The sequence below is a fragment of the Siphonobacter aquaeclarae genome (genome assembly GCF_900103285.1).
Classification (GTDB): Bacteria; Bacteroidota; Bacteroidia; order Cytophagales; family Spirosomataceae; genus Siphonobacter; species Siphonobacter aquaeclarae.
The window spans coordinates 694,305-714,096 of sequence record NZ_FNGS01000004.1 but is presented as its reverse complement, the minus strand read 5'-3'; the positions used below and the strand labels follow the sequence as shown (position 1 = coordinate 714,096).

Genomic DNA, 19,792 nt, shown 5'->3' with positions numbered 1-19,792 from the left:
AGTTGCAGGTTTCGGGCTTCGGCATTCGCAATGGTGATAACGTGTCCGTTTTTGATCACGACGTCGTCGCAAACCGACGGTACCCGCCCGCAGCTCCAGGTCGTTTTGACCTGCCAGCTTCCCGATGCCACGCTCTCGCATTTATCCCTGGAAACAACAATATCGTCGATCCGAAGCTGATCCCTCGACCCCGACGTGCCTATGCCCGTGTAATAATACTGCCACAGTAATTGTACGTAAGGCTGGTTGAGCAACGCCGCCGGCAGCGCCACCGGGCCGAAGGTCTGGCTATGGCCGGCAGTAGTATTCCGGACGTATTCGACGGGATTACCGCCGCCGTCGGTCAGGTCCTGAAACGGGCCGGTATCTCCGATCCGGTAGCGCAGGCGGATGCGGTACTGCCGGCTGTTGGGCGTGACTGTCCCGCCGGTCCACTGCACAAAGGCCTGGTTGAGCCCGAGCGTCCGCAGGGCCAGCAGCGCACCTCCCAGGCGGCTCGGTACATACCCCGGATTGGTATTGTCGTTGCCGGTATTGATAAAGGCGATTCCGTTACTACCCAGGCCGTTGATGCGGGTGCGGGAGGAGTAGTTGTAGGCGCCTTTAACCGTATCGGCAGGAACCGCAGTAAGGCCCGGATCGTCCTGATTCATCGAGACAAACTGCATATTGGGCGGATAGGTACCGGCCGGCGCGGCAGCATCCCAGCTCTGGAAACGGTAGTCGCACAGGACCAGGTTATAGGCCGGCGGCTTGCTGTTGAAGGCCGAGTCGACGACGAAAACGGCCAGCAGGGTGCGGTCGGCAGTAAGCGATGCCAGCGTCAGCGTCGTATCTGTCGTCAATATCGTTGCTCCGTCTTTCCAGTGTTGAAATTTGTAGCCGCGATTGGGTTTGGCGACCACCGTTACCGGCACGCCCTGAAAGTAGATACCGGTCCACGGGTATGGATTGGCGGGTACACCGGGAGTAGCAGGCAGTACATCGATGGTATTGACTTTGACATATCCCTGAGCCGCGTCGGAGACATTGACGGTCAGGTTTCGGTTGGAAGACAGCCCGAACCGGCTCCGGATATGGTTTCTGACATTCTGCGGACGCTGGAGGAGAAAGTTCCGGATCGTTTCCAGGTTACTCAGCCATCCGGAATAGGTATTCTCAATAGGCCACCGGGAGAAGTGCTGCTGCATTTCCGGATCGTACTCCTGTTTAAAGGCATTGAAAATACTTTCGGTCCGGGTGGAAAGGAAGGTAGTATTCAGCAGATCAGCGAAGCGGTTGATGAAATAGTTCCGGTAATTGGTGAGGTCCAGCATCCGCCGCAGGGGACGGTTATATTGGTTGACGAGGTCAACCAGCGGGATATTCGACTGGGTGACGGAGGCATAGTTGAGGGTATTGTGGGTAACCGGATTCCAGTACCCCAATCCGAAATCCATGTCTTTCATCAGCCACCGCCAGCGTCCGTCCTGCCGGCCCGCGCCCGGTTGATAGGATGTCGTCTTTTTTCGCCATAATGCCTGGTTATTGTACGGCCAATCGGTATTGGCGAAGAAGATCTCCGAGATCTGGTAATCCGTGAAGTTTTCGATGTCCATCATCGTCTTCACCACCTCATAATTGACAGGATTATTCTGGACAAAGTAGTTGACGAAGGTAGTGTAATTGGTCAGATCACCTTCGTCGAGCTCCGGCGAATAGCTAACGGTGACGAGGTCTACGCTGTCGGTGCTGACGCCGTAGGTACGGTTGAGGTAAAAGCGGTCATACCGCTCCATGAGGGTATGCAGGCCCCAGTATTCGCCGTTGAGAAAGACAATAGCCGGCCGGTTGGCCTGCGTCCCGAACGGCAGGTGATTGACCAGCGTCTGGGACAACGGATCAATCATCAGGGTATAGGTCCAGTCGTTTCCGCCTGCGCGGAGAATCAGGCGACGGCTGAAAACATCCGGCGGGCGATTGGAGAAAAAAGGATAGGCAAAATCGTCTTCTCCGTAAAGACGAAGCGATTTGCGGGCGAAGGACCTGGAGCATGCGCCGTTAATCCGCAGCCCGGCCGGCTGGTTGAGAACAGATCCGCTGCTGACGAAATACTCGACGTTTGCCCGGCGCTCCCAGGCATCTCCGGAATTGGAATAATTACCCTGGGTACACGTAACGGCCGGGTTGGTCTGGTCGACCATCCGGATGGAGTCGAACTTCGCGCCGGCCGTGTAGATGCCTGAGAAGTAGTCAAACAGATTCCTTTCGTCACCCGAAATGGAAACTACCGGAAGCGAGTACCGCGCATTCACATCCCGGATAAAATAGGTCTGGGTGACGACGGTACTGGAAAGACTTCCCGCTTTGACCGCAATAGCCCTCACGACGGTACCTTTCGCGACCGGGAAAGACGGCAGGTACGAGGGCGTAAACGAAAAGGTGGACGACTTCGCCGAAACCCGGTTGGCCTTGCCGGTACTGTCGGCAATGGGAAGAGGACCCGAATAGGTTCTCGTTACATTTTTCTGATACAATACGGGACCAAACGGCTGTCCGGGGCTTTCCGGATATTGGTTTTTGTAGGGAAATGGCGAGCCTGAGAGGTTCCCGGGGTCCGGATCGGAACCGTCTGTTGTATAGTAAATCGTTGCGCCGGGATCAGGAGCTGAGAGCGTCAACGACACAGGAGAACTGTAAAAACCGCCGGAAACCGAGAATACCGGCGCTGAAAGGAAGGAGCCGAATCCTGTCGCCGCGTTATTGCTGATCCCCGGCGTGCTGGTCGGGAAATAGACCCAGGTGGCGCTTCCGTCAGGTTTCCGGCCATAGGAAACGTCGGTTCGCTGAGGGCCGAAGGTCAGGCTGCTGACGACCGTTACCCCGTCGGGCGCGATGAGGCCCAGCTGTTCGCCGCCCGCGGAAAGTTTGAAGTTGACATGCAGCGGCCCGCGCGACAACGCTTCGCTCGCCCACAGGACGAGAAAGCCATTGGCCGGTACTACGGTCTGGGAAGATCCGGTCGGTATCCGGTATTTGGTTTTGTTTGCGAGGTCGTCCGTTACGTAATAACCGCCGATATTGACCGGTGAGCCGGTAGGATTGTACAGCTCGAACCAGTCTTCGTGACTGCCCGTGGGATCGGCCACGGCATTGTCGTTGGAAGCCATGAGTTCGTTAATGACCAGATTCTGGGCGGCAATACCGCCACAGGCGCCCCATAGAAGCGCAACCGAAAGTAAGTATCGTTTCATGTCCAGATAAAGGATGGGTCATGTGTCCCGGTAACCGTGACCGGGATGTACTTTCATAGGCGGACGCTGGCAGGAAATGGCCGGGTAAGAATACCCAAGTGGCTGAAACAGAGGCAGGCAAAGGGGTGGGACAACCGGAGCCTAAGCCAACTCGAAATTAACCCGCCGGACGGAACAGGCAAGAAAAAACCGGATTAGTTTCTATCCGGTCTGTTTGGGGTAGTAACTGGACTATTCTGCAATGAGAATAAGGCCTAATTTCCTGAAAATAAGGGGAGTAGAGATTGGGCGAAAGTACTCAGAGCCGGTTTTTGGGTGTTGTGCCGATAAATTCCTTCAGGTAAAACGGTTCGAATGAGGCGAGGTCTTCCGTGGCGCCTTTTCCGGCGGCAACCAATTGCCCGACTGTCCGGGCGGAGGGATGCACTTCGGTCGAAGGAAAGATAGCGTTGGGATGTTTGCCGAGGGTCTCCCGGCACTTCGCCGCGCCGTCTCCGAAAAAGACAATCCGGTTCGTATCGAGCAGATCAGAAAAGCTGTTTTCGTCTATGATGACGGCCGCCGTTTCCCGACGGAGCTCTCCGGACTGGTAAAAAGCGCAGTATACTTCCATTCTCCGGGCGTCGATCATGGGGCACAGCAGGTAGTCGGAAGGGTAAAAAGGCGTCAGCTGCGCGGCCATAGCCTCGAGGGTATGCACCGAAACAAGGGGCTTATCGAGGGAAAAACACAGCCCTTTGGCCGTCGACACGCCGATGCGCAGGCCGGTGTAGGAACCGGGCCCTTTGGCAACGGCAATCTGGTCCAGGTCGCCCAGCGAAAAACCTGCATGGGTAACCAGGTCCTGTATGAGCGTCGTGAGCAGGGAAGAATGCGTTTTTTCGGTCAGCAACTCATAACAGCCAAGCAGCGCTCCGTTTTGATGAAGCGCTACCGAACAGACCCGCGTGGAGGTATCCAGAGAAAGTACCAGCATGGTGCAAAGGTAGCCGGCCGGAGAGCCGTCTCCGAAAATCGACGGAAAATAACAAATAGTTCTAAGTTATTGTATTGATATTCAATGAATTATGCTGTTGTCTCTGTTTGTCTGCTCGAGAGGATGCCATTTTTGCCGTTTTTGCCGGAATGCGAACAGAAAGGACTGCAAAAAATATTAATCCCATTTTAATCTTTTCCGGTCAGCCGGACAGGACATGCCGGGCTATATTTAAAGCCCGGTTTACGAAAAAAGGATATTGATTATCAGGGGTTTGTTTGCTTTTTTTCTGAGTACTGATGCCTACTCCCGCGGGCGTAGGAATCTCCCGCCGGAGTCGTGAAATTTTTTAGGTTCGAGTAGTATCAATCTGCAAAAATTCTTGTAATCTTGCAATAGGAATCTCCGGTTAGACGGCAGGAATGGAGCGGGCGGCAGGGATAGCCGGGGAGGATAATTTTCACCTTGACATGTTGCCCGCAAGGGTTCATATAGATCTCACTCGATCTCGCTGCGTCTGCAGATCGGGTATAACGTGGGTTGGATAGACGCCGCTCTCCGATTTGGGTTTCCCGGATCGGAGACTTTATTTTAGGGGTATCCGGTCGCCGTTGACCGGTTTGACATACTTGCCATGGATACCATTACCTGGGACGATTTCGAAGCCGTACAGCTTCGCATCGGGACCATTCTGCAGGCGGAGCCTTTCCCCAAAGCCCGCAAACCCGCTTACCAGCTGTTGATTGATTTCGGGCCGGAAATAGGCCATAAGAAATCTTCTGCCCAGATCACCGTACATTATACGCCGGAAGAACTGATCGGACGGCAGGTGGTGGCGGTTACCAACTTTCCACCGAGGCAGATTGCCAACTTTTTCTCGGAGGTACTCGTCACCGGATTTGCCGATGCAGAGGGGAATATTGTTCTGGCCCGGCCCGACCGGGACGTGCCCAACGGCGCCCGTCTGATCTGATTTTGAGGGGAAGAGCGGGCTTTTGTCGTCTTCCGACGTAGTTTCTTAACGCTAAACCTGAATTCCGATGAAACATGCTTTCCTGTTGCTCGCCGCCCTGCTGGCCGTCCCCGCCGCAGCGCAGCAAAAAGACGAGCAGGCCGTTGTACAGGCGGTTGAGTCGTTGCGAACAGCGATGATCAAAGGCGAAAAGGCGCCGCTCGAAGCCATCGCCGCACCCGAATTAAGCTATGGCCATTCCGGCGGCCTCGTGGAAGACAAAGCTACGTTTGTCGAAAACCTGACCAATGGCAACTCGGTTTTCAAACGGATCGATTTGTCGGACCAAAGTGTGAAGCTCGTCGGTACGGACGTTGCCATTGTCCGCCACCAATTAGTTGCCGAAACGGCGAATAAAGGACAGGCGGGAACGGTCAAACTCGCCATATTACTGGTCTGGAAAAAGATCAACAGGCAATGGCTGCTGATCGCCCGGCAGGCAGTGAAAGTCCCGTAATAAAAGAGGTAAGAGCGGCCGGAAAGAGCCGCTCTTCTTTTTTGGTTAATAAATACACACCTTTCCCCGAAAAGTCCCTTTTTGCTTCTTTTCCTTTTCTGTCTTCTCTGCTTTCTTTGATGAGAAACAGGACGGCCATTTTCCGGCTATTGCCTGTCTGCTCCGGCGTAACAAAAAAATAACAGTTAAATCCCTGCATACAGGGTAAAAAACGGAGCCTTCCTGTACTGTCCTGCCTGCGAATAGCCCGATTGTCTTCTGCTAACGTATAGCAAACCAGTTGGTTCGTGGACAGAAATTGCCGGTTTTTCAACCCGGAGATACAGTAGCTTACCTTTTTTATAATGCCGCGCCTGAAAACGAATCCGTAAATGAGAGTACCGGCATTATCCCAGAAAAATGTTTGTGTTGCGAAATTGTTACCGGTATATGCCAACGGGCGCATAAACGGACCGGGCTTCGTACGTGCAAACAGCGATTGATTGAACTTGGATGCAGGAGTTTTACTTTTGCGTGCCGCAATTAAATCCAACTTCAATTCTGAATAACGAGTACGTGCATCGATGGCTTCCCCGGCCATCCTTGCCGGGATTTTCATGCCTTTTGTTTTACCTAATTTCCACTATCAAACTACACCTCATGCAAAAACACTTACTTGTCAAACAGGGACGGGTACGGCTTTTCCTTTCCGTCTGGAGAGGACTGATGCTGTCGCTGCTGGTCCTTATCGGGTGCCAGACAATGGCAGCTCCGGCAGCTTTCGTAAAGGAAGTGACGGGTATTGTCACCGACGAGAATGGCGCACCGATTCCCGGTGTGAACGTCCTGGAAAAAGGGACGCGCAACGGTACCGTAACCGACGTCAACGGCAAGTTTATCCTCCGGGTACAGGATGAAAAGGCCGTTTTGCTGATTTCGACGGTCGGGCACATTTCCCGCGAAATCGAAGTCGGGAACCAGACCTCCCTCACGGTGCAGCTCAGCGTCGAGACAAGAGAACTCGCTGAGGCTGTCATAACGGCGCTGGGTATCAAGCGCGATGAGCGCTCCCTCGGTTATGCCACGCAGAAGGTATCCGGCCTGTCGCTCCAAACGGTCAAGGGCGTCAGCGCGGCCACGTCACTTACCGGAAAAGTCTCCGGCCTCTGGGTCAAAAACTCTACCGAGTTTAACCAGTTGCCGACGCTGACGCTCCGGGGTGAAACGCCGCTGCTGGTTATTGACGGGGTGCCGTACAACAACATATCGCTCAATAACATCGCGCAGGACGATATCGAGAGCATCGACGTACTGAAAGGCCCGACGGCCTCTGCACTTTACGGATCACGCGGGGGCAGCGGCGCGATCGTCGTGACGACCAAAAAAGGCGGCGCCAGCAAAGGCCTGTCAGTTACGGTCAATACCAACAACATGGTCAATGCCGGCTTCCTGATGCTGCCGGAAGTGCAGCATTCCTACAGCGCCGGGATTGGCGGCGTATATGACCCGACGGACTATGTCTGGGGCCAGAAACTCGACATCGGTATCAAGGCCAACCAATGGAATCCGTTCACGAAGCAGATGGAAATGCAGGAGCTGACGTCGAAGGGCCGCAACAACTTCCGCGATTTCCTGGTACCCGGCGGTGTCTCGAACAACAGCATCAGTATCTCCCAAACGGGTGAAAACGGCTCTTTTCGGGCCTCTCTGACCCATATTTACAACAAAGGGCAGTATCCCAACCTCAAAGCCAATACCCTGAACTTCACGCTGAGCGGGGAAATGAACTTCGGCGACCGCTTCAAGCTGACCAGCCAGATGGGGTTCAACCGACGGAGCGCGCCCCAGGTCATGGGAGCAGGCTACAGCGATCAGGGATATATCTACAATATCCTGATGTGGATGGGACCGGAGTATCGTCTTGCCGACTACAAGGATAATTACTGGCTGATTCCTGATGTACAACAAAACTGGCACTACAAAGCCTGGTACGACAACCCGTACTTCATGGCTTATGAAAAAGTATGGGGCGTTTACGAAAACAAAGTCAACGCGAACCTGACTGCTACGTACAAATTGTTCGAAGGCGCCAGCCTGATTGTGCGCCCTGGTTTTGATATGTACAGCAACGACGAAACCAAGCGCAATCCGCCGAATATCCTCTCCAACCGCGGCTGGGATACGCCGGGTCTGTACTCGATCAACAAGTCAACGGGATGGAGTTTCAACGGAGACGCTATCCTGACGTACAACAGGAACATCGGCCACTTCGGCATCGACGCACTCGCCGGGGGCTCTATTTATTCCCTGAAAAACAATAACCTGTATAGCTCAACCCGCAGCGGAATTGTCATTCCGGGGTACTATTCGCTGAATAACTCCGTCGAACGACCGAACGTTTCGGTAGGGGCGACCGAAAAACAGGTAAACAGTTTGTACGGAAAACTGACGCTTTCGTACAAAAACCTCGCCTTTCTGGACGTAACCGGCCGGAACGACTGGAGCTCCACCATGCCGCGGAACTCGCGTTCGTACTTCTACCCGTCGCTCGGCGGTAGCTTTGTTGTCAGTGAAGTACTGAATAGCAGACCTTCCTGGCTCGACTTCCTGAAAGTACGCGGGTCGTGGACGTTGTCGAAATCTGACCTGGGTATCTACGCGACCAACCAGACCTACAGCACAACCATCGGCGCATGGAGTTCCTATAATTCGGCGAGCTACCCGACGACCATCCGGAACGCGGAAAACATCCTTCCCGAAACCAACCGGACCTGGGAAGTCGGGACAACCGCCTACTTCCTCAAAAAGCGCCTGAGACTGGACGTCGCGTACTTCAACAAGTACAACTACAACCGCCAGACCAACGCCAACGTCTCCTCGGCTTCGGGCTTTGTCAATACCCTCATCAACTGGAACGAAACACTGGTACGGCGCGGATTTGAAGTAACACTCGACGCGACGGTGCTCAAGAAAGGCAACTTCCAGTGGGACGCTATCGCAAACTACTCCTTCAACCACCGGTACTACAGGGATATCGCGCCGACTTCCGCGAAGAATACCTGGACAACGTCGGGCGGGCGGGTCGATGTATATACCGACCGAGTGTGGATGAAAGACCCGAACGGAAACGTGATTCACCGCGCGAACGGCCTCCCGCTTGCGAGCGACTACAGCTATGTTTACGGGTATTCCGACCCGAAATTCCTTTGGGGGCTGGCCAATACGCTTCGGTACAAGCAATTTTCGCTGATGGTCAACTTCGACGGGCGCGTCGGCGGACTGCTCAACAACTACTCCTCGTACAAAATGTGGGATACCGGCTCGCACCCCGACTCGGATAACCAGTGGCGGTACGACGAAGTGGTCAACAAAAACAAGTCGTACGTCGGAAACGGCGTCATTGTTACCTCCGGCTCGGTCACGTTTGACAGCTACGGACGCGTCACGAGCGATACCCGCGCCTACGCGAAAAACGAAGCGAAGGTGTCGTATCAGGACTACTCCCGCTCCTACGGCGACGGTACCCGCGGCGCTACCGACGCGACCTTCCTCAAACTGCGCGAGGTTTCACTGGGGTACAACCTACCGGCCCGCATCGCGAAGTACGTAGGCGCCCGGTCGGCCTCGGTTTCCTTCACCGGACAGAACGTCTGGATGTGGACCAAAGCCTTCCGCTTTGCTGATCCGGACAAAGCCGACGACACCCAGCTGACGTCGCCCTCGGTCCGGTATGTAGGGGGTAACATCATGCTGACTTTCTGACTTCTTCTCTGTTAACAACGCATTCCGATGAACTGGAAAAAATATATCGTACTGGGGCTGACGGGTCTGTCTTTGGGGAGTTGCTCCAAGTTCGACGACATCAACACGAACCCCAACGCCGCTACCAAGGCGTCGGCGCCGATGCTGGCGACCACGCTGATCCTCGATATCTCGAAAAACTCGCTGGGAAGTATCTCTTCGATGATGAACGGAAAGTCCATCATCCGGATGGAATTCCCGGAAAATGCCCAGTACAACTACCTCGGGCGGGCGAGTTTTGACGGGCTGACGGTTTTGAACAACGTCGAAAAAATGGTCGCGCTTTCACCCGAAGGCACCTATAAGAACTCGTACACGGCTCTCGGGAAGTTCATCCGGGCGTACAAGTTTTTCTGGCTGTCGATGCAGGTAGGAGACGTTCCGTACACGCAGGCGCTCCTGGGCGAAAAAGGTACGCTGAATCCTGCGTACACGTCCCAGAAGGAAGTAATGACGGATATTCTGAAAGAACTGGAAGAAGCCGACAAGCTCTTCGCTGCCGGTGCCAAATTTGACGGAGACCCGATCTATGGCGGAGATATTACGAAGTGGCGGAAATTCGTCAATACCTTCGAATTACAGGTACTCCTGCATTTGTATAAGAAGACCGGGGAAGCGGACCTTCGGGTGAAGGAACGCTTCGCGGCTATCGTTGCCGAAAAGCCGATTTTCCAGAGTAATGACGATAATTTCCAGCTCGTTTACTCCGATCTGGCCGGCCAGCGCTACCCGTTCTACAAGCTCGGGAATACTACTCAGCTGTATACGATGATGACGACCGTGGTGGTTGACCGCCTGAAAGACCTCAACGACTACCGGCTGTTTTACTATGCCAACCCGTCCGCGATCCGTGTGGCAGCGGGCAAGGAAGTAAGCGCGTGGGACGCCTATGCGGGCTATGATCCGTCGATGGTATATGCCGACCTGTCGGTGATTTTCGGAGGAAAAGACTACTCCAACGTCAACAGCCGCTACCTGGAGCTTGCCAACGCGGAGCCGGTATACGTGCTCAGCTATGCCATGGCGAAGTTTATGCTGGCAGAAGGAGTAGTGCGGGGATGGATCTCCGGCTCAGCGGCCGACCACTACTCCGAAGGGATCCGGGCCAGCATGAAGTTTACAGCCGGCTATACTCCTGACAATGTATTGTTTCACCACAACCGCAAGCTGACAAACGACTACATCGAGTCGTATATCGCTTCCGATAAGGTAAAGCTCAAAACGGCCGGTGGCCTGGAAACGCAGCTGGAGCAGATTATCTCCCAGCGGTACCTGAGTACGTTCATGCTGCATGCGCCGTACGATGCGTTTTTCGAGAATCGTCGGACGGGGTACCCGGCCTTCCCGCTGAACCCGAAGTCGAACCTGAACGTACCGGCCGACAAATTCCCCGTTCGCTGGATTTATCCCCAGAAAGAGCTGGATTACAATACCGAAAACGTCAACAACGCGATCAAATCGCAGTTTTCGGGCAACGACGACTACAACCAGACCATGTGGATTCTGAAGTAATATCGCCTGCCAGGAAAGAAAAATCCCGCCGGTACCGGCGGGATTTTTTTATTCCAGAAAACCCATTTTACCGCTCTGGTAGTCGGCAATGGCCTGCCTGATTTCGTCGCCGGTATTCATGACGAAGGGCCCGTGGGCCACTACCGGCTCGCGGATCGGATCGGCAATTCCCCAGAGGATGCGGCAACCGGAGTCGGATCGGACCTCGATAGTACCGCTTTCTTCCCCGAAAACCACCAGTGCGCGGCCCTGAACGGCTTGCCCGTTGACCGTAGCGGAGCCGTTCAGGACATAAAACAGGATTGATTTTCCGGCGGGAATTTCCCGCGTGTATCCACCTGCGGGAGCCAGTGTGAGCGTCGCGAGTTCGGTGGAGGAGGCAACCGGCCCTGCCACGCCGCTCCAGGTACCGGAGACGACAGCGAGCGAGGCGCCGCCTTCCGCTGCGACCGGAATATCGTCCTCCTGAAGACCCCGGTAGTCCGGCGGTGTCATTTTCAGCCGGGCGGGCAGGTTGATCCAGAGCTGGATGAGCTCAACCGGGCCGCCGTCCCGCCGGAAATCGGCTGAGGAGGTTTCGGAGTGGACGAGGCCGCTGCCGGCGGTCATCCACTGAACGCCGCCGCCTCGGATGGTACTTTCGTATCCGTTGCTGTCTCGGTGCTGCACATCGCCCTCGTAAATAAATGTCACTGTTTCAAACCCGCGATGAGGGTGAGGGCCGAACGGCAGGCCGGTATTATGAGCCGGAAAGGTCTGCGGTCCGTGATGGTGCAGCAGCAGGAACGGATCGATCTGATCGAGCCCGTTTTCCGGCAGCGGCTGGTACATCGTCAGGGGGCCCAGCGGCCTGCCCTGTGGCCGGATGATCCGGCGAATGGGTAATAGCGCCATAATGATTCTTTTTGAGGGAAGCCGGGAACCCGTCGGATGGTTCCCGGATGGACTCAGACTTTTACAAGCTTCCACTTACCGCGGCGAAACACCAGGATGGCGATAATGGCCAGGAGTGATTCGCTGAAGGCGACGGAGATAAAGACGCCGGTAGGCCCTAAACGGAGGGAGTGGGCCAACAGATAGGCCAGCGGAATCTCGACTGCCCAGAAGCAGATCAGGTTGATGATGGTCGGCGTGCGCGTGTCGCCGGCACCGTTCAGGGCCTGACTGATGACCATACCATAAGCGAAGAAAACGTATCCGATGCAAATGATGCGCAGGCAGGTAACGCCCGTTTGCACCACTGCCGGTGTATCGTTGAACCAGCCTATGATCGTCCCGGAGAAGAAAAAAAACAGGAGGCCGACCGAGCCTAGGAAAATCATATTGAGCAGGGACGCCCGCCAGACGGACGTTTCGGCCCTTTCCGGTAGCTCGGCGCCGAGGTTTTGCCCGACGAGCGTCGCGGCGGCATTTGCCATTCCCCACGACGGTAATATCGTAAAGACAATTACCCGGATGGCGATGGTATAGCCGGCTACAACGTCCGGTCCGAAGGTCGACAAAATCCGTGTCAGGAAAATCCAGGACGCCGAAGCGATCAGGAACTGGAACGTCCCGCCGGAGGCAATCTCGATCAGTTTCCGGATAGCGGCCCAGTCCGGCACGAAATAGGCCCGCTCCAGGCGGACAGCGGCGCTTCCGTTGGTCAGCGACCGAAACTGATACAGCACGCCCATCAGGCGGCCTGTCGAGGTGGCAATGGCTGCGCCCGTCACCCCAAACGCCGGAATAAAGGATAATCCGAAGATAAACAGGGGGTCCAGCAGGATATTGACGCCATTGGCGATCCACAGCGAGCGCATGGCGACAGACGCGTTGCCGCCCCCGCGCAGAATACCGCTGAGCGTATACAGGAGAATAATGACCGGTGAACTGGCAAACATCAGCCGGGTAAAGGTCGAGCCGTGCTCAACCAGCTCCGGGCTCCCGCCCATCAGCCGGAGGATGGAATCAGGAAACAGTACGCCGGGAAGTGCGACGGTCACGGCAATACCCAGCGACATCAGGACTACCTGTGCGGCGGTACGGCTGGCGGCCGCAGGGTCATCTTCGCCAATCCGCCGCGAAACCATGGCGGTAGCGGCCGTGCCCAGGCCGATGGCTATTGAATAAATAAGGGTCAGAACGGATTCAGTCATCCCAACGGTGGCGACAGCCTCGATACCGACCTTGGCGACGAAAAACACGTCGGCAACGGCAAACAGCGATTCCATCAGCATTTCCAGTACCATCGGTACCGCCAGCAGGAAAATCGCACGGTTGAGACTTCCCGTTGTAAAATTGTTCTCTTCCCCTTTCAAGGCTTGAATCAGCAGGTCGAAGTACTTTTTCATGGGTATAAGTATGTATGGACAGAAAATAAAAAAGCCCGGCTTGGAGAAGCCGGGCTCAGGTATGAACAGGTAAGTTCTTACAAGAGAGGATGATGCATCCATGCCCGACTCGTGTTCCCGGCGAGAACCGGAACAGCGGTAAAGTCGATATTGAAGACGGGCATTTTCATGGAATGATCCGATGTTGTGACAAAAGTAGAAAGATATTCCCGAAGAAATCAAACAAAAACGACGGGGAATATCACTTTTCGATCAAAATACTCTCATTTAATCGCGAAACGAATCGAAAAAGCGAACTCATCTCCCCAGAAACCTTCGTAGTTGACGATGTTAATGGCCGGTTTCCAATCGATTGAAAAATTAAGCGGAGCGGAAGGAATGGTGTATTCCAGACCGAGGATTCCGTCGAGCCCGGCGATGGTCCGCCGATCGCGGCCGTCCCACCACGGCGGGGGTACTTTCCCTTCCCGCCAGGTATAGATGTGTGCACCGCCCCCAACATACCAGTTAAAGGACCGGGTTTGAAAGGCATTTCCGTGGACCTCATACAGGCCGGTAAGGCCGATGCCCCGCCAGCGCGTGGTCAGAATCCCTTCCAGCGCGTTTTTATTGGATAAAAATCCTTTGACAGACAAGCCGTTGGAAGCTCCGAGGCGGACACCGATGGCCGTTTTGTAGTCGGCCTGGGCATGAACAAGATGAGGGAGCGCCCCCATCAGCAGAAGAATGAACAATCGTTTCAACATGGCGAACAGCATAGCGTTACTCACCGTATATCAACGAAAAAATGGCCTCTGCGGCTTGGTTACTCAACAAGAAAGAGCAGGAAAAGAAGGGTCAGCAGCTCCAGCTTTCCGCGGAGTTGCTTGAGTGCCCGGTAGATAAAGGTCCGGCAGGTCGGAACAGATATCTGCATGAGGGACGCGATCTGTTCGTAATCGAAGTCGTGCCGGAAACGGAGGTACAGGATTTCCCGCTGGCGCTCGGGCAGGCGGTTGACTTCCTCGGCCAGCAATTGCAGCAGTTCCTTCTGGCTTTCGTCGGTGATGATTTCGTCCTCTATGCTGAACGAAAACGGGGAAATCGCCAGTACTGATTCATTTTCCCAGGTTTCATGGCGGAACAGCGCCGACTTCCGGTGGGCCTGTTCGAGTTTCCGGCGCAGGGATTTGAGCAGGTAAAAACGGATGTTAACCTCCCGCGCCAGACCGGCCCGGTAATGGTGGAGGTCGATAAACAGGTCGTGAATACAGTCTTTGACCAAATCCCGGTCGGACGAGTACCGGAGACCAAAGGAAAAGAGGACGTCGGCATACCGGTCATACAGCTGACTGAATGCCGTCCGGTTTCCGGAAAGAAATTCCGTCCACAGCTCAGTTTCTGCCTGTACGTCCATAAGAAGCAGTTTAGGTTTTCCGGTTACGTTGCCGGGCTCCGGTTATTTCCGGAAAGGCTGAGCATCCCGGATGAACAGGCCCGAAGGGGTTAGTCAGGCGACGAATATAGTTGTCTCCCGGTAATTATCCTTCAGCGTGCGGGTGCGCCGGCCGGAGGAAGGCTATGGGTGTCTTCTTAATTGTCTGATTGATAGTTGGTTAGGTGTATTTTGGAAGGAATAGTAATTAGTACATGCATACCATCGGATGGGGTAGGTCTTCTTTTTTTGAAAATATTTCTCAGGAAAAGTCTATATGCGGCAAGGTCGTCTCTCTTTGGAAAAAAAGCCATACTGTGACTACCGAAGAGCTATCCCCGGACGAACCGGAAGAACATAAAACAGCCGAAAACCTGCAGCGCCTGTTTCGCTCGCTGACGGAAGCTTCGCTATCCCCGGAAGAAAAAGAACTGCTCGGGCAGCGGATTCTGGCGGAAACGGAAGAGAAACCCGTTCGCCGCCTTGGCTGGCGCAGGATAGCTGCGGTAATGGCCCTGCTGGCGCTGCCGGTGGGGGCGGCGTATTTCTATTTCAGGGGCGACGGCACCCGGAAAAAAATGGAAGAGATCGCCCGGTTGGCGCAACCCGCGGGGGATGCTACGCAGCTGATCCTGAACAGCCGGAAGACGGTCCTCCTGGAAAAGAAGAACAGTGACGTATACTATGGCAGGGAAGGCATCCGGATTGATTCGCTTTCGGTGATCCGGGAGGAAACGGAAGCTTTCAATACGCTTGTGGTACCGTATGGCAAGCGGGCGACGCTCACGCTGTCTGACAGCACGCGTATCTGGCTGAACTCCGGCTCGCGGCTGGTATACCCGGCGCGTTTCACGGGCGACTCCCGGGAGGTATTCCTCGAAGGTGAAGCCTATTTCTCGGTATCCCACGATGCCGACCACCCCTTTTGGGTCCATACCCGAGACCTGAAAACCAGGGTATTGGGGACAGAATTTGATATTTCCTCCTACAGCGACGATCAGGAAAGCTATGCTGTATTGACGAAGGGAAGCATCGAACTGGCTCCGGAAGGGAGCTCCCGCAAGGTGCAGCTCGTACCCGGGATGAAGGCCCAATACCATCAATCGTCTATCCAACTCTCGAAAATAGATGTAGTCGAGTACGTTTCCTGGAGAGAGGGCTTCCTCGCTGTGCGAAAGGCCCCTCTCCGGGAGATTGTCAAGAAATTGTCCCGCTATTACAAAATGGAACTGATCCTGCCGGACGAAGAGATCGCGCAGGAGCGTTTCACCGGGAAACTCGACTTACAGGACGATCCAACCCACGTTTTTTCTGCCCTATGTTCTACTACCGGACTTGTCTATCACCTTAAAGGAAGGAGGGTCGTATTCGAAAAACTTGACCGCTAAACAAAAAACGGAAGACGCGCCAACGTCTTCCGTTTACTAACCGCACCTGCGGGTCGGCAGGTGCTATCCACAAATCATTCAACACAAGGAAATCAAATTTATGAAAAAATTTGACATGACCCGGTATGTCCCTTTCCGGGGGGCTTACCCGAAGAAACTATTGAGAATTATGAAGCTGACGGTATTCCTGAGCTGGCTGGGGTTGATGATCGTCCATGCAGAAGGATATTCTCAAAAGAACCGGATGGATGTACAGATCAAGGACGAAACCTTCAGTACCCTGCTCAGGCAGATAGAGGAACGGTCTGACTACCACGTCTTCTACAAAGACAACCTGTTCTCCGGAGAAAAAAAGCATCTCACCCTTACCCTGAAAAACGAAACTATTCCGACGATTCTTCACCGCGCCTTCCGCGGGACGGAGTATTCTTACCAGATCATCGGCCGGCAAATTGCGATTTACCGGAACGAAGAAAAGAAGACGCTTACCACCATGATACCGCCGGCGGTGCTTTATTTCTGGCCCGGCGTGCGGATTACCCCAACGGCCCGCGAGATTACCGGTCTGGTGCAGGATGCCAAAGGAAGCGGCGTATTACCCGGCGCGACGGTGAAGGTGAAAGGTACCGACCGGGGCGTCGTCACGAATGCCCAGGGACGCTTTTCGATCAATGCAAATACCGGCGAAACGCTGATTTTTTCGCACATCGGCTACATTCCGAAAGAAGTTGCGGTGGACGCCCGATCATCCTACATCATCGACCTGGACGAGGAAATGGCCGGGTTGAATGAAGTCGTTGTTGTCGGGTTCGGTACCCAGCGGAAAGCCACAGTCACCGGATCTCTCGCCACCATTACCACCGAAGACCTCAAACAAAGCCCGACCGCCAACCTGACCAACGCGCTGGCCGGCCGCCTTCCGGGGTTGATGGCCAACCAGTTCAGCGGCGGCGAGCCCGGGGTAGACCGGAGCGACATTCTCATCCGGGGAATGGGTACGTACGGAAATACGTCGCCCATCGTCATCATCGACGGGCTGGAACGGAGCATGGACTACCTGGCTCCGTCCGAAATCGAGACGTTTTCCATCCTGAAAGATGCCTCTGCCACTGCTCCGTACGGCGTTCGCGGGGCCAACGGCGTTATTCTCATTACCACGCGCCGGGGCAAAATCCAGGACAAGGCGACGGTGAACTTTAAAGCGTCGATCGGGGTGAATCAGCCGGTCAAGTTTCCGACCTACCTTGGCTCGGGAGACTATGCGATGCTGTACAACGAAGCCCGGAAAAACGACAGCCCGGGCGTCGATCCGGCTAACCTGAACCTGTTTTCGGAACAGGCCATCGAATCCTTCCGGAAAGCGAAAGGCGATAACTCCGACGGCCTGGGCTACAACTGGAACTACTTCGATTATGCCTTCAAACCCGGCGTGCAGAAGGATTACAGCCTTTCCATCAACGGTGGTTCGACCCGCGCCCGCTACTTTGTACTGGCCAATTTCTTCCAGCAGGACGGAAACTACCGGCATACCAACCTGGCGGCGTACAATACCCAGGCAGTATTCAAACGTTACAACTTCCGTTCGAATATCGACATTGATATTACGAAGGATTTCTACGCGCGCCTGGATATCGGCGCCCGGATTACGGACCGGAACGCGCCGGGAACGACGGCCAACCGCATCGTCGAGATGGCGAATACCCAGCCTTCGTACCTGCCGATCATTGTTGAATCGAACAACAACCCCGCCAACCAGGTATTCGAAGCCAATAACCCCCTGGGTATGTTGTACGGGGATCAGATTTACCGCTTCAATATCCTCGGTGAGCTGAGCCGGACGGGTTTCCTCAACGAAAAGAATACCTATCTCAACGGATCGTTTGCGCTGGGGCACCACCTCGATTTCGTCACCCGCGGGTTGAAGATCGAAGGGCTGTTTTCGTATGACGCTTCCGACGGTATCTGGGTCAACCGGAACGTAGGGACCTATTCGGAAGGCTACCGGGAATACCCCGGCTATGCGACCGTCGTGCCCGAAGACGGCAGCGACGTGTACCGCACTCCCGGCCATTACCAGGGCAAGTACAAGCGCGGAAACAAGTACGATACGGATCAGCCGATCGGAAATAGCTCGTCCCGGAACAATGCCGACGGGCGGTCGTACTTCCAGGTGAAGCTTGATTACATGCGCAAATTCGGCCGCCACGACGTTACGGGGATGATCCTCGCCAACCGGTCGAAACGTATTATTAACAACCAGGTACCTTTTTCCTATCAGGGCGTAACGAGCCGGATGACGTATGCGTACGACGACCGCTACCTCTTCGAAATCAATGCTGCCTATAACGGGTCGGAGAACTTCGCCAAGGGCAAGCGCTACGGCTTCTTTCCGGCGGTGTCGGCGGGATGGGTACTATCGCGGGAAAACTTTCTGTCGGGTACTGCGTCGTGGCTGGATAACCTGAAAATCAGGGGGTCATACGGATTGGTTGGAAGCGACAAAATTCCCAACGACAAACGCTTTATCTACCTCCAGTACTTCGGTGGCGGGGATGACTACAGCTTCGGGACGGACAATTTCGGATCTGGCGCCGGCGGAGGCCTGAAAGAAGGCGACCTCGCCAACATCAACCTGACCTGGGAAAAAGCCCGGAAAGCCAACATCGGGATCGACGCGACGCTGTTGAAACACCTGACGATCTCTGTAGATGTTTTCCACGAACACCGGTTTGATATTATTACAGATATGGGAGGCGGCGACAAGCTCGGCTTCCCGACCATCGTCGGAAAAAATGCCCCTTACCTCAACTCGGGTATTGTGGATAACCGGGGAATCGACTTTGAAGTAGGCTGGTCCGGAAACGTCGGAAACAGCTTTTCCTACTACATCCGCCCGAACCTGACCTTCGCCCGGAACAAAATCATCTTCATGAATGAAATTCCGTACAAGGCGGCGTGGCGCGGACAAACCGGCAAGCGGATCAATGAGCACTTTGATTATGTTGTCGACCACTTCGTCCGCGATCAGCAGGAAGCCAGCGAACTGAATGCCCGGAACAATGGCGCCGGTTTTCAGCCCTGGGGACGTCTGGGGCCCGGTGATGTGGTGTACAAGGACCTGAACGGAGACGGCGTAATCACGGATCTCGGAGACCGGAAAAACCTCGGTAATCCCCGCAATCCGCAGCTGATGTTCGGTATTCCGGTAGGTATGCGCTTCAAAGGGTTCGATTTCAGTATGTTACTTCAGGGAGCGACGATGACGAGCGTGCAGCTGACAGGAGCTGCCGTGTGGGATTTTCCGCTGTTTTCGCAGGATAAGTATGGCAAGGTCAAGCCCATGCACCTCGATCGCTGGACGCCTGCAACCGCGGCGACGGCCAAGTATCCCGCCCTTCATTATGGCGAGCATACCAACAACAAAAACGTCAACAGCAGCCTCTTTCTCTATGATGCCAGCTACCTGCGCCTGAAAACCATCGAGCTCGGGTACAACATTCCGAAACGGATGCTCCGGTTTTCGGGACTCCAGTCGGTCCGCCTCTATGCCCAGGGGATGAACCTGCTCACGTGGGACAAACTCAAAAGCGTCGATATCGATCCGGAAACCAAGGAAGGCTCGGGCGATTGGTACCCGATTCAGAAGGTATACAACTTCGGCATAGACATCACATTCTAAAGACTGTA

The 19,792-nt window shown here is 54.7% G+C and carries 13 protein-coding genes; 6 read left to right on the top strand and 7 right to left on the bottom strand.

Going from position 1 to position 19,792, the window contains the following annotated elements; translation table 11 throughout:
• A partial coding sequence (locus BLR09_RS13320) for a CotH kinase family protein (RefSeq protein ID WP_093202810.1) occupies nt 1–3,233 on the bottom strand: 3,233 nt, incomplete at its 3' end.
• A 298-nt stretch (nt 3,234–3,531) separates the two neighbouring features.
• Complete coding sequence (tsaB, locus tag BLR09_RS13315) at nt 3,532–4,209, bottom strand: tRNA (adenosine(37)-N6)-threonylcarbamoyltransferase complex dimerization subunit type 1 TsaB (RefSeq protein ID WP_093202807.1); 678 nt, start codon at nt 4,207–4,209, stop codon at nt 3,532–3,534.
• 634 nt (nt 4,210–4,843) lie between these two features.
• Between tsaB and BLR09_RS13310 the strand changes: the two genes are divergently transcribed.
• Together BLR09_RS13310 and BLR09_RS13305 are read left to right on the top strand one after the other, a co-directional pair.
• On the top strand, nt 4,844–5,182 hold the full coding sequence (locus BLR09_RS13310) for a tRNA-binding protein (protein ID WP_093202805.1): 339 nt from the start codon (nt 4,844–4,846) through the stop codon (nt 5,180–5,182).
• A gap of 67 nt (nt 5,183–5,249) precedes the next feature.
• Nucleotides 5,250–5,678 carry a nuclear transport factor 2 family protein gene (locus tag BLR09_RS13305; protein WP_093202802.1) on the top strand — a complete coding sequence of 143 codons (429 nt, stop codon included), beginning with the start codon at nt 5,250–5,252 and terminating at the stop codon, nt 5,676–5,678.
• Here BLR09_RS13305 and BLR09_RS13300 read toward each other — a convergent pair.
• Entirely contained in the window at nt 5,629–6,276 is a 648-nt protein-coding gene (locus BLR09_RS13300; RefSeq protein ID WP_176785539.1) for a hypothetical protein, read from the bottom strand. The genes BLR09_RS13305 and BLR09_RS13300 overlap by 50 nt on opposite strands.
• A gap of 41 nt (nt 6,277–6,317) precedes the next feature.
• Here BLR09_RS13300 and BLR09_RS13295 point away from each other — a divergent pair, with 41 nt between their 5' ends.
• Nucleotides 6,318–9,419, top strand: a complete 3,102-nt coding sequence (locus BLR09_RS13295) for a SusC/RagA family TonB-linked outer membrane protein (RefSeq protein WP_176785538.1) — start codon at nt 6,318–6,320, stop codon at nt 9,417–9,419.
• A 27-nt stretch (nt 9,420–9,446) separates the two neighbouring features.
• Complete coding sequence (locus BLR09_RS13290; protein ID WP_093202796.1) at nt 9,447–10,970, top strand: SusD/RagB family nutrient-binding outer membrane lipoprotein; 1,524 nt, start codon at nt 9,447–9,449, stop codon at nt 10,968–10,970.
• A 48-nt stretch (nt 10,971–11,018) separates the two neighbouring features.
• Here the strand turns inward: BLR09_RS13290 and BLR09_RS13285 are convergent, their stop codons facing one another.
• The 4 genes from BLR09_RS13285 to BLR09_RS13270 all read right to left on the bottom strand — a co-directional run bounded on the left by BLR09_RS13285 (nt 11,019) and on the right by BLR09_RS13270 (nt 14,699).
• On the bottom strand, nt 11,019–11,864 hold the full coding sequence (locus BLR09_RS13285; RefSeq protein ID WP_093202793.1) for a pirin family protein: 846 nt from the start codon (nt 11,862–11,864) through the stop codon (nt 11,019–11,021).
• A gap of 53 nt (nt 11,865–11,917) precedes the next feature.
• Entirely contained in the window at nt 11,918–13,303 is a 1,386-nt protein-coding gene (locus BLR09_RS13280; protein WP_093202791.1) for an MATE family efflux transporter, read from the bottom strand.
• Between the two features lie 263 nt (nt 13,304–13,566).
• The gene (locus BLR09_RS13275) at nt 13,567–14,049 is read right to left on the bottom strand and encodes a hypothetical protein (protein ID WP_093202954.1); all 483 of its coding nucleotides are present in this window, start codon (nt 14,047–14,049) and stop codon (nt 13,567–13,569) included.
• Between the two features lie 59 nt (nt 14,050–14,108).
• Nucleotides 14,109–14,699 carry an RNA polymerase sigma factor gene (locus BLR09_RS13270; protein ID WP_093202788.1) on the bottom strand — a complete coding sequence of 197 codons (591 nt, stop codon included), beginning with the start codon at nt 14,697–14,699 and terminating at the stop codon, nt 14,109–14,111.
• Between the two features lie 335 nt (nt 14,700–15,034).
• On the opposite strand from BLR09_RS13270, the gene BLR09_RS13265 reads away from it, so the two are divergent.
• The gene (locus BLR09_RS13265) at nt 15,035–16,105 is read left to right on the top strand and encodes a FecR family protein (protein ID WP_176785537.1); all 1,071 of its coding nucleotides are present in this window, start codon (nt 15,035–15,037) and stop codon (nt 16,103–16,105) included.
• Nucleotides 16,106–16,205: 100 nt separating this feature from the next.
• Entirely contained in the window at nt 16,206–19,784 is a 3,579-nt protein-coding gene (locus BLR09_RS13260) for a TonB-dependent receptor (RefSeq protein ID WP_093202783.1), read from the top strand.
• Nucleotides 19,785–19,792 lie beyond the last annotated feature (8 nt).